General features: G+C 70.4%; 9 protein-coding genes. 1 reads left to right on the forward strand and 8 read right to left on the reverse strand.

Features of this window, described 5'->3' with window-relative positions:
* Positions 1–264: 264 nt before the first annotated feature.
* From ABZ194_RS08240 to ABZ194_RS08275, 8 genes are all read right to left on the reverse strand, one after another.
* Positions 265–1,818, reverse strand: a complete 1,554-nt coding sequence (locus ABZ194_RS08240) for an amino acid adenylation domain-containing protein (RefSeq protein ID WP_355593696.1) — start codon at positions 1,816–1,818, stop codon at positions 265–267.
* 10 nt (positions 1,819–1,828) lie between these two features.
* A complete protein-coding gene (locus tag ABZ194_RS08245) occupies positions 1,829–3,724 on the reverse strand; it encodes a hypothetical protein (protein ID WP_355593698.1) in 1,896 nt (631 codons plus the stop codon).
* A 7-nt stretch (positions 3,725–3,731) separates the two neighbouring features.
* Positions 3,732–5,501 (reverse strand): condensation domain-containing protein, encoded by a 1,770-nt coding sequence (locus ABZ194_RS08250; RefSeq protein WP_355593700.1) that lies wholly within the window; start codon positions 5,499–5,501, stop codon positions 3,732–3,734.
* Between the two features lie 4 nt (positions 5,502–5,505).
* Positions 5,506–6,375, reverse strand: coding sequence for an aspartyl/asparaginyl beta-hydroxylase domain-containing protein (locus ABZ194_RS08255; RefSeq protein WP_355593702.1), 870 nt, complete (start codon positions 6,373–6,375; stop codon positions 5,506–5,508).
* A gap of 31 nt (positions 6,376–6,406) precedes the next feature.
* Entirely contained in the window at positions 6,407–7,408 is a 1,002-nt protein-coding gene (locus ABZ194_RS08260; protein WP_355593704.1) for a proline racemase family protein, read from the reverse strand.
* 27 nt (positions 7,409–7,435) lie between these two features.
* On the reverse strand, positions 7,436–8,323 hold the full coding sequence (locus ABZ194_RS08265; RefSeq protein ID WP_355593706.1) for a PhzF family phenazine biosynthesis protein: 888 nt from the start codon (positions 8,321–8,323) through the stop codon (positions 7,436–7,438).
* 16 nt (positions 8,324–8,339) lie between these two features.
* Positions 8,340–9,476, reverse strand: a complete 1,137-nt coding sequence (locus tag ABZ194_RS08270) for a DUF6421 family protein (RefSeq protein ID WP_355593708.1) — start codon at positions 9,474–9,476, stop codon at positions 8,340–8,342.
* 105 nt (positions 9,477–9,581) lie between these two features.
* Positions 9,582–10,370, reverse strand: a complete 789-nt coding sequence (locus tag ABZ194_RS08275; RefSeq protein WP_355593710.1) for a DUF6202 family protein — start codon at positions 10,368–10,370, stop codon at positions 9,582–9,584.
* 101 nt (positions 10,371–10,471) lie between these two features.
* On the opposite strand from ABZ194_RS08275, the gene ABZ194_RS08280 reads away from it, so the two are divergent.
* Complete coding sequence (locus ABZ194_RS08280) at positions 10,472–11,695, forward strand: MFS transporter (protein WP_355593712.1); 1,224 nt, start codon at positions 10,472–10,474, stop codon at positions 11,693–11,695.
* The last annotated feature ends 41 nt before the right edge of the window (positions 11,696–11,736 follow it).

The raw sequence follows: 11,736 nt of genomic DNA on the forward strand, positions 1-11,736 counted from the left end.
GGTGGCACGTAACATAATAATGTGAAATATTACACACAAGGGTGCGTTACCAACGTGTGTCCCACCTGAGACTCAGAAGGTGATTAGAAGGCCCGCGCACCACCGCAGGAAGGGCTGAAAGCCACCGGTTCCAGCTTCCTGCCAGTCTGCACCAGAGACCGCCGCTCATGCCAGCGGAACTTTCAACGCCCGGGCGCCGGCCCCACACGCGGACCGGTCGCGGCAGAGCGCGCCCGGCCGTACTCCGCCCCAGCGCACCGCGACTCACCACTCCGGCCGATCCGCCGAGAGCAGCGCGGCGAGCCGCTCCCGGTCCGTCTTGCCGTTCGGGTTCACCGGAAGCGCACCGAGGTGGACGAAGCCGGCCGGAGCCATGTAGGCGGGGAGCGCTCCGCGGACAAGCGCGGCCAGCTCGCTCCCGGGCACAGGGTCGCCCGTGTAGGCGGCCAGCAGATCCACCTCACCGTCGTCGGCGGTCACCGCGACGACGACGGCGTCCAGCACGCCCGGATGGCGCCGGAGCACCACCTCGATCTCCCCCGGTTCCATCCGGTAACCCCGTATCTTCACCTGGTCGTCGATCCGGCCGAGATGCACGAGCTCCCCGTCGTCGGAGGCGACCCGGTCCCCCGTCCGGTACCAGTGGTGCCCGGCGAGCGGCCCGGTCCCGTCGTAGACGACCCCCAGGGCGCCGTCGAAGGCGACGAACCTGCCCCGGTTCCGCTCCGGGTCCAGATAGCCGGGGAAACGCTGGACCCCGCGCACGCACAGCTCGCCGTCGGCCGCCGGACGGCCGTCGCCGTCCAGCAGGGCCGCCTCCAGATGGTCGTGAACCCTCCCGATCGGGACGGTGTCGTTCCGGGTGACCGGCCACTTCTCCCGATCGGCCGGCAGGCGGTAACGCGTGCAGGTGACGGTCAGCTCGGTGGGACCGTAGAGGTTCTCCACCGCGCTGTTCGGCGCGGCGTCCGCCCAGACGCGGGCCTGCTCGAAGGTGAACCGCTCGCCCGCGAACAGACTCCACCGCAGTGAGGGCATACTCGCCGGGCGGAGGGCGTCCAGCCGCCGCGCCATGGACACGATCGAGGGCACCGAGAACCAGTGGGTTATCCCGTGACGTCCGACGTACTCGGCCGGGGATGTCAGGTCGTCCCTGGTCGGCACCACCAGCGCGGAGCCGGACCCCCAGGCCGTGAACATGTCGAACACCGACGGGTCGAAGGTCAAGTCGAAGGTCTGGGAGAAGCGGCACCCGGGCCCCGCCTCGTACCAGGCGATATTCCTGGCCAGGTACGCGTCGAGGTTCCGGTGCGGGATCGGGACCCCCTTCGGGGTGCCGGTCGACCCCGAGGTGAACAGGATGTAGGCCACGTCGTCCGCCACGCCCCGATACGGACCGGGCCCGGTGGCGACCCGGAGGCGGTCGAGGCCGTCCGGAGCCAGAGGGACGACGGTACGGCGTCCGCCGGCCTCCATCGCCTCCCGCTGGGCGGCGCCCTCCTCGTCGAGGACGACGAGGTGGGCTCCCGCGCCCTCACACATGGCGAGGTTCCTGGCGGCGGGGAACGCCGGGTTGAGCGGAACCACCGCGGCCCCCGTACGCAGGATCGCCAGATAGCCCGCGTAGGTCGTCACGCTGCGGGAGGCCAGGAGCCCGACCGCCCCCGGCCGGCCGCCGTGGACGTCGAGGAGATCGCGGGCGAGACGGCCGACAAGGGCGTCGAGCCCCCGGTAGGTGAAGGAACAGCCCTGAACCTCAAGGGCGGTCTCGTTCGGGTGGCGCTCGACACTGGTGGCGAACCACTCATAAAGGGTCATCGTCGTCATCTCATTCCGGCAGGACGCCAAAGTGGCGACGGAGCAGGGAGATCCCCAGGTCCTGAACGCCGAAGACCGTGTAGTGATACTCCTGCGGGGCCGCGGCCGGATCCGGCGCGATGTCGAAGTCCACGCGCCGCCGCTCACCGGCGCGCAGCCGGACCCGGTGAAGCCCGGGGTGGATCCGGGCGCGCAGCTCCCCGGGGACCGAGACCCCCACCTGCGCCACCCCCCGCCTGGGCGCCTCGACCTCGACCTCGACCCGCAGCGTCCCGCTGACGGTCACCGTGGCCGGCGCCGACGAGCCGAGGGTGACCCCGCCGGCGAACGAGTATCCGATGGGGCCGCACCGCAGGCAGCCCAGCGCGACAGTGTCCGGGATCCGGGCGGTGAACCCCCGCCGGAGGTAGCGCCACGCGGGACGCCCGCACAGGCACGTGGTACCCGTCACATCCTCGTCGGCCACCGAACTCCGGTGACCGAAGAAGCGCGGGAACTCCATGACGTCGTCCTCGGGGTCGGCCGAGATCCGCTCCGCCAGGGCGCGGTCCAGCGACTGCAGGTCGGGGTCGAGCGACCGCAGCAGCGACCGCCGCTCGGTGTCCAGCCCCATGACCAGCCGGGTGGAGCTCGCCTCGATCCTCTCGGCCAGCCGCTCCAGCCTCCCCCGCAGCGGATGGTCCGGCGAGAGCAGCGTGGTGGTCAGCAGGCCCTGCAGGCGGGCGCTGGCCGTACGGACCAGGGCGCGCGCCTCGGCCCCGTCCGCCGAGGGCGCCGGGTCCCCGCCGTCGCGGGTGTAGCCCGAACTCGGCAGACCGACCTGGACGAACGTCGGATACGGGTGGATGGCGCGGAGGCTGTCGTTCAGCACCCGCGCGGTACTGCCTCCCCGCGCGGCCGAATCCAGCCAGACCGCGTTCTCCACGCGGCCCGACTGGTGCATCGAGAGCGAGGCGACCAGGGCCTGGGCCGGGCCGTCGATCGCGTTCATCAGCAGCTGGTAGGCCGGGTCGTAGGCGGCCAGATCCACCAGCGGCCCGCTGTCGCAGCCGCTGAGCACGATCTCGGCCGCCCGGATCCGGTGCGCGGCGATGAGCTTGTCCTCCGGTTTGTAACAGCCCCGCCCGTAGGCGCACCTCGGCGCGGACACCGGTGTGCGGCCGGCGGCGACCGGGCTCAGGCCGCAGACGGTGAACCGGCCCAGGTTGATGCTGTCGTCGGTGCCGTGGCCGTTGAACAGGACCCGGTTCCAGGTCTGCCCCAGCACGACGGCCTGGATGTCGGCCGTCTCCATGTGCCCGGCGTGGAAGTAGCGCGCCCGGGTGGGCAGGGGCAGCTCGTCGAGTTCGGTGAACAGGCCGGTGGCGCCCTCGGTGCCCGCGTCGCCGTACTGCTTGGCCATCGCCCAGGCGAGGGAGTGCGGGTCGCGGCCGGTGAGGAGGAAGACGTCCCGGCCTCGCGGGTACGCCTCCTCCAGCACCGGCCGCAGCACGGCGGCCCGCAGCTCGGCATGGCATCCCACGATGAGCAGCGAGCCCTCGGTCCCGGCCGGTGACCTCCGGTCCGCGAGCCACTCCCCGGCGAAGGGACGGGCGAACCGGCGCAACTCCTGGGGCACGTCGTCGCCGACGACCATCCCGAGGTCGCAGACGGGCGGGCGGCGGACGCCCGGGTAGAGATCGGCGGCGAGCGCGACGCCGTCGAGGAGGTCCCGCCTCGGGCCGGTCCACACCGGCACCGGCGGCCCCGTCCACTCCCCGCCGCCCCCGTTCGCCGCCGGCCGCGGCCCGTCCCGGTCCAGCGCCGCCCGGAACTCCTCGGCCATGGCCGCGAACTCGACGAGCGTGCCCACCGGCTGGAAGATCGTCCAGCCGGACCGGCCCTCTTGACGGTTCGACTCTCTCATCTGCGCCTCACGGGGTGGGGGCCGGTCGCGTACGGGCCGTGATCACTGTGGCGAGTTCCGCGACCGTACGGTGGTCGAAGATCACCCGTAGCGGCAGGTCGGCGTGGAAGGCGTCCCGTAACCGGTCCGCCACCTTGATGGCCAGCCGTGAGTGGCCGCCCAGCTCGAAGAAGTCGTCGTGCCTCCCGACCCGGTCGACACACAGGGCGTCCCGCCATATCCGCGCGATGACCCGCTCACACCCGTCGGCCTCCTCCCGGCCGTCGGCCCGCTCACACCCGTCGGCCTCTTCCCGGTCGTCGGCCCGTTCCTGCGTGTCGGTCCGCTCACGGCCGTCGTGCTCCACAGCGGTGCCGTCTCCGGCCCCCTCTCCGTACGGCTCGGCGCCGGGCGGCGGGTCCGGCCGCCGGGTGCCGGGAGACGGTCCGGCCTCGGCGACCCGGATCCGGGGGTCGGCGGCGGCCGCGGAGAGGAGGGCGAGCAGGTCGTCGGCGAGGCCGGCCATGCTGGACCGGTCGAACAGGTCGACGGCGTAGACCAGCTCCCCGGAGCCGTCGCCGGTGAGCCGGAGCTCGATGTCGAACCGCGTGGTGATCGGCGCGGTGGGGAAGGGCGACACCTCCAGACCGGGAAGGTCCAGCCCCGGTCCGGCCTCGGCAACCTCGAACCAGACCTGGGCGATCGGCTGCCGGCCGGAATCGCCCGGAGTGCCGGGACCGCCGGACCCCCCGGAACCGCCTGGGGCACCGGGACCGCCGGAACCGCCCGCGCCGTACGGGGGCGGATCGTCCAGCAGGGCTTCGAACGGCAGGTCCTGATAGGTGTGCGCGTCCAGCACGGTGTCGCGGACGCGGTCGACCAGCTCCGCGAAGGCCGGGTCGCCGGACAGGTCGCCGCGGAGCATCACGCGGCCGGCGAAGGGCCCGACGACACCGTCGTACTCCGCCCAAGGCCGTCCCGGGACCGGCACGCCCACCACCAGGTCGTTCACCCCGGCGCGGCGTGCCAGCACCGCCTGGAAACCGGCGAGCACGGCGACCATCGCGGGCAGGACGTCATTGGAGTCCTCGTCCTCGTCCCACCGGCGTAATCGCCGGGCGAGGTCGGCCGGAAGGGTGAAGGGGATCCTCCCGCCCCGGTAGGTCGGCGGCGTCCGTCGGCGCCCCGGGAGTTCCAGCACGGGCGGGGCTCCGGCCAGCTGCCGCCGCCAGTACCCAAGATGCTCGGTGAGACCGGCGACGTGGTCCCGCTGCCGGTCGGCGAAGTCCCCGTACCGTGCCGGCGGGCGCGGCACGGCGGCCGGTCCGCCGGTGTAGGCGGCGCGGAGGTCTCGTTCCACCAGCAGCATCGACCAGTTGTCCGCGACGCCCTCGTGGGCGGTGAGCAGGAGCACGTGGTCGTCCGCGGAGAGCCCGATCAGACGGGCCCTGAACAACGGGCCCGCGATCAGGTCGAACGGCGGCTCGACGAACTCCGCCGCGCTCCGCTCCGGATCGGTCTCACCGGTCAGGTCGGTCCACGCGAACGGGGACCTCCCGGGGGCGTCGACGACCTGGTACGGCTCGCCGCCCGCCAGGCCGTACCGGGTGCGCAGCGCCTCGTGCCCGGCCACCACGGCGCGCAGGGCCGTGGCCAGCGCGGCGCGGTCGAGCGGGCCGCGCAGCCGGTAGGCCCGCCGCAGGGTGAACGCCGGGCCGCCGACGGCCGCGTGGTCCGGCGACCAGAGCCGGCGCTGCCCCATGGACAGCGCGAAGCCCGCTGCCTGCTGCTCGGACATGCGGTTACGCCGGGACGAAGGCGAAGTTCTCGCCCACTTCGCGGGAGTGCAGGAAGAACGTCCGGCCCCGCTCGGCGATGTCGAGCAGTTCCGGATCGCCCGACGCCCGGGTGATCTCGATCAGCCACTCCCAGGAGGCGTCGATCGGTATCTCCTGGGTGAGGTGCAGCTTGCCCAGCATGAACGCGATGTCCTTGAGGTTGTCCCTGGACACCACGGAGCTCAGCGCGAGCAGGCGGTCCGGCAGGTCGGCGGAGGCCGGCTCCCGCTTCACCAGCGCGGGCTGGATGGTCGGGTCGTAGTCGTCGGCGCGGGCGAAGACGTCACGCGGGGAGAAGTCCTCCCCGGCCTTGAAGTCGAGGCAGAGCGACCACCGGCTGCGGGAGGAGATGTTCATCCCGGCGTGGATCTGGGCCGAGTCGAGGAACCACACCTCGCCCCTGCGCATGTGGAAGACCATGTCCTCGTCGGAGTTGACGGCGTGCTCGTTGTCCTCCAGGAAGATCAGCACCCGGAAGAAGTTCTTGGCGGGACCGGACTCCAGGAAGTCCCGGTGCGGGATGATGGACCATTCGACCACGTTGCGGGCCCGCACCATGGTGAGCAGGTCGGTGTTGAACCAGGTGGTCAGGAGCTCCCCCAGGTAGGGGAGCCCGTCGAGGATCTCCGTCGCACGCCCGGCGACCTGCTTGTGGCCGTAGAAGAACCCGTCGTCGTGCTGCCCGGAGGCGTTCCAGAGGTTGAAGTTCACCCACCTGCCGGTGGTGAACACCTCGTAGGGTTCCTGCGGCGCGGGCACCCGGGTGAGCGTGGCGATGTCGGCCGCCAGCCGCTCGTCGTCGAGAGGGATGCGGCCAAGGATTCGTGAGGCCATGAGCTGGTGTCCGTCCTTCCTGACGGTTCGGCTACAGCAGGAATCCGGCGGGGAAGGGGTCGTCGGGCGCGAGGAAGTACTGGGCGGTGCCGGTGATCCAGGCGCGTCCGGTGACCGTCGGGATCACCGCGGGCCTGCCGGCCACCGTCGCCGGCTCGACCAGCCGGCCGGTGAACTTCGAGCCGATGAAGGACTCGTTGAGGAAGTCGGCTCCGATCTCCAGCTCGCCCCGCGCGTGCAGCTGCGCCATCCGGGCGCTGGTGCCCGTGCCGCAGGGTGAGCGGTCGAACCAGCCGGGGTAGATCGCCATGGCGTGCCGCGACCGCTTGGCGTCGGAGCCGGGAGCCGTGAAGTACACGTGGCCGACGCCGCGGATCCGGGAGTCCTCCGGATGCACCGGCTCGTCGGCCTTGTTGATCGCCTCCATCGTGGCCAGGCCCGCGGCCACGATCTCGTTCTTGGCCGTACGGCTGAACGGCAGGCCGTAGTCGTCGAGTTCGACGATGGCGTAGAAGTTGCCGCCGTAGGCGAGGTCGTAGCGGATCCACCCGAAGCCCGGCACCTCGACCTCGGCGTCGAGCCGGTCGCTGTAGGCCGGGACGTTGCGCAGGGTCACCGCCTTGGCCACGCCGTCCTCGACGGCCACGTCCACGGTGACCAGCCCGGCGGGGGTGTCCAGGCGCACCGTGGTGACCGGTTCGGAGACCGGCACCATGCCCGTCTCCACCAGCACGGTCGACACGCCGATCGTGCCGTGCCCGCACATCGGCAGGTAGCCGGAGACCTCGATGAACAGCACCCCCCAGTCCGCGTCGGGGCGGGTCGGCGGCTGGAGGATCGCGCCGCTCATCGAGGCGTGCCCGCGCGGTTCGTACATCAGCAGGGTGCGGAGGTGGTCGAGGTTCTCCCTGAAGTAGACGCGGCGTTCCGCCATGGTGGCGCCGGGGATCACCCCGACGCCACCGGTGATCACGCGGGTCGGCATGCCTTCGGTGTGGGAGTCGACCGCATGGAAGATCCGCTTGGTGCGCATTGGTTCTCCAACATCGTTAAAGGGGGGTCACGCTTCCGCCTGGACGAGGTCCGAGGCGGTGAGATGGATGGTGCCTGACATATATTCCTTGGCGGAACCGCGCAGCACGACCCGATCGCCGCGGAGTTCACATTCGAGGTCGATGGCGAGCGTGCTCCCCAGCCGCGGGGAGAACTGGCGGGCCCGCAGCGACGTCCTGCCCAGGCGCTGTGCCCAGTAGGGCACGAGGGCGCAGTGCGCCGACCCGGTGATCGGGTCCTCGGGGATGGAGAGCTTGGGACCGAAGAACCGCGAGGAGAAGTCCGTCGCCGATCCGGGGGCGGTGATGACCACACCGCGCAGGTCGAGTGTGGCCAGGAGTGCCTGGCCCGGCCTGACCGACCGCAACTGCTCCTCGTTCTCGAAGACGACGAGGTAGTCCATGGACCGGTGGACGGCGACGGGCCGGGCCGGCCCCAGTCCTTCGAGGAGCGCCCGCGGCGGATCGACCTGTTCGTAGTCGAGGACGGGAAAGGAGAGGCTCATCCGCCCGCCGTCCCGGGAGACGACGAGAGGACCGCTGGCGGACCTGAAGGTGACCTGGTCCCACTCCGGTCGCAGGTGGGTGAGGACGACGTGGGCCGCCCCCAGTGTGGCGTGCCCGCACAGCTCGACCTCGGTGGCCGGGGTGAACCAGCGGAGGTCGTAGGCGTCCCCCACGGGGACGATGAAGGCCGTCTCCGGGAGGTTGTTCTCCAAAGCGATCGCCTGCATCACCGCGTCGGGCAGCCAGTCCTCCAGCGGGCAGACCGCGGCGGGGTTTCCCCAGAAGACCCGGTCGGTGAAGGCGTCCACCTGGTAGAGGGGGAGTTCCACCGTCACACCGTCCGCCCCGCCGTCTTTCGCGTTGTCTTTCGCATCGTCGCTGAAACTCATCCGCATCGGCCTTTCGTCAGACGCCCAGCCTCTGCTTGATCTCCGCAAAGTAGGCGATGTGGCGGTAGTCCTTCGTGGTCTCGTCGAAGTCGGCGTACCGGTTGGCGAAATCGAGCAACCGCCGCTGGACCCGCTCGGCGGACTCGGAGTGGATTCGCCGCTCGATCGTCTCGATCTCCGCCAGAAAGGCGGCCAGCACCCCGGGCAGGCCGGGGTCCAGGTGGATGACCCCGTCGCGCAGGCGGATGCCGTCCGCCTCGATCAGGTAGTTGAAAAGCACCTGCGAGGCCACCGCGTCGTAGTTGGGCCGGGGTATTCCCTCCACCGAGTAGCGCAGCAGGCGCTCCGAGAGAATGTATTCGTAGGCCAGGAGCGCATCCCGCGCGGGCAGCGCGTCGTCATGCAGGCAGGCCAGCATCGACGAGACGTCCACGCGCAGCTCCTCCAGTCCCGCCAGCGGTTTCAGACGCTTTATCGGAAGGAAATCGGGGATCGGCATGTCGCCCTGCCTGTGGTGATATTCATGCAACCGCACCCACCACGAGGAGGCCCGCTCCACCTCGGCGGGGCCGGCCGCCAGGACCAGCGGAAAACTGCCTTCCGCCATTACGGCCGACACCAGGCGGCGGGTCAGGCGGAGATGCCGCTCGACGAACTTGTCGATGAAGTAGAAAATCAGGTCGTCGGGGTTCTGCGACCCGTCGAGATGGTTCTCCGGGAACAGGGCCACGACCACTCGCGACTCGAAACCGGCTGTCATCCGCTCGATCGTCACCGGCATCGTGTTGCTCGCGTAACGCCGGGTGAGATGCTCGTCGGCGGGCAGTTTCCTGTATGTCAGGTAGTCGAGGGACAGTGCGGGAAAATACGAGGCGTCGAACAGGGAGAAGACATGGTTGTCGACCTCGCCGTTGATATGAAGTTTCGTGCGGCTCAGCCGCGGATCGTCGTCGAACGTCCTGGCGTCCTCGGCGAACGCCCGCACCGCCGGTTGACTCCGCAGCACCGGCGAGCCCATGAGCCTGTCGGCCAGCCTGTGGAGAAAGTCAGGCTTCCGGAACGTCTCGCGCGGCCCCAGTGTCCCGCGTATTCGATTGATCTCGTCTATGACCTCGGTGAGGTTCATGGCCTCGGTGGGTGAACCGTTTACCACGCCTCGCGCTCCCTTCCCCGTGCTCCCCGTGCTCCCCGTACCGCTCCCCGTGCTCCCCGTACCGCCTCCCCCGCTCCCCGGGCCCCGGGTGCTCCGCGCCGCCGGTCACCCGGCCAGCGCGCTCGCGAAGTCGTCCAGCGCCCGCGCCCAGTTCCGCGCGTACTCCTCCGCCAGCTTCAGCAGTTCCGCCTGGTCGGACGCGCTTTCCGCGATCACCGTCATGCCGGTCTCGTGATCGCTCACCGACTCGGCGTGTCCCGTCTCCGCCTTGATGTGTGAATCGATCCACGCCAGCGACTCCGCCGACGTGAACACCTTCCGGCCGTCCACGGCGACCTTGGAGAACACCCGCCGGAACGCCACCGCGATGTCCAGCGCGATGGTCTCCACCACCCGGAGCTGAACCGCCGCCCCCAGCCTGGATTCGGCCAACCGTTCCATGTTCTCCAATAGGCCCTTTATCCCCTCCGGCAGTGTGTCGGCCGACCGGGCCCCGGAGTCGGGCAACGCCGCCACCAGCGGTGTCACGATCGTGTCCTGCCACCACAGGTAGTGAATTCCGGCCACACCTTTCGGGGAGACCGAGCTGAATTCCGGGGCGAAGTTATCCAGGTCGTCACCGATGACCCGGAAGGCGGTCTGAAAGGCCCCCAGCACTTCGCGGTCCGGCGCCGGATGTGAATTGAACTCCCGCGCCATAACCCCGAGGCCGGAGATGGTGGTAAACATGAATGCCTTCGTCATGGCCTGCCACTGGTGGGCGATCGCCAGGGCGGCATCCGGTTCCACAGAGTCCAGCAGCCGCGCCCGCTGGAAAAACCGATTCTCCGGGCGGCGGAGCCCCACTTCACGTACCAGGTCGGACACTCGCCCATCAAGGTCGATATCGGTCACAGCGCCCCCCGTCCACTATTACGTGATATTTCACATGCCACACATTAGGATGCCGTTGAAGGATCGTCAACGCTCTTTCTGGCATAGCGAAACGGACACATATGGATCACCCGGGGGCGAAACAGCAGGCCATCCGGCTAAAGCTGGGTGGCCTGCCCCGCCCTTTCTGGGTGCTGTTCGGCGGCACCGTGGTGAATCGCCTCGGCACCATGGTCGAGCCGTTCATCGGCGTCTACCTGACCCGGGCGCACGGCATGTCGATCACAGCGGCCGGACTGGTGATGGCGGTGTTCGGAGCCGGGTCGCTGCTGTCACAGCCGCTCGCGGGCTGGCTGGCCGACCGTATCGGGCGGCGGGCCACCCTGACCGGCGGCATGCTCACCACCGCCGTCACCATGGTCCTGCTCGGATACAGCACCACCGTCCCGGCCCTCGTCTGCGCGATGTTCGTGCTCGGCGTCGCGGTGGACGCCTACCGGCCGGCCTCGCAGGCGCTCGTCGCCGACCTCGTCGACCCGCTGGACCGGCCCCGGGCGTACGGACTGCTGTTCTGGGCGGTCAACCTCGGCTTCTCGGGTTCCATGGTCGCGGGCGGCTGGCTCGCCGAGGCCGGCTTCAGCTGGCTGTTCTGGATCAACGCGCTCACCTGCGCGGTGTTCGGCACACTGGTCTGGCGGGCGATCCCCGAGGTACGGCAGGCCGCCGACGCCGAACGCGGCGGCTTCCGCGACGTACTGCGCGACCGGCTGATGGTCGGCTGCGTGCTGGTCAACCTGGTCTACATGTTCGTCTACCTGCAGGCGTACACCACGTTGCCGCTCGCGATGGCCGACCGGGGCCTGCCCACCAGCGCGTACGGCATCGCCATGTCGATCAACGGCCTGCTGATCGTCGTGTTCCAGCCGCTGACCCTGGGCCGGCTCTCGCGCCTTGACCCCAGCCGCGTCCTGGCGACCGGCTTCGCCGTCATAGGCGCCGGGTTCGCCCTGACGGCCTGTGCCTCCTCCGCGCCGGGCTACACCGTGACGGTCGCCGTGTGGACGGTGGGCGAGATCGTCGCGGCGGGCATGGCGAGCACCATCGTCGCCTCGCTCGCCCCCGCCCACCTGCGCGGCAGATACGCGGGCCTGTACGGCTCGGCCTGGTCGGCCGGCTCGCTGCTGGCCCCGCTGATCGGCACCCGCCTGCTCGCCGCCGACCCCCGCCTGCTCTGGCTCACCACCGGAACCCTGGGACTGCTCGCCGCCCTCGGCCAGCTGGCGCTGGCCCCCGCGGTACGCCGCCGCGCGAGGATCGAGGAGACCGCGCGAAGTGGGCTGTCCTGAGCCGTTCGGGCGGTGCGCGGCGGGTGAGGAGACGGTAGGCT

Source organism: Streptosporangium sp. NPDC006007, from assembly GCF_040614315.1.
Classification (GTDB): domain Bacteria; phylum Actinomycetota; class Actinomycetes; order Streptosporangiales; family Streptosporangiaceae; genus Streptosporangium.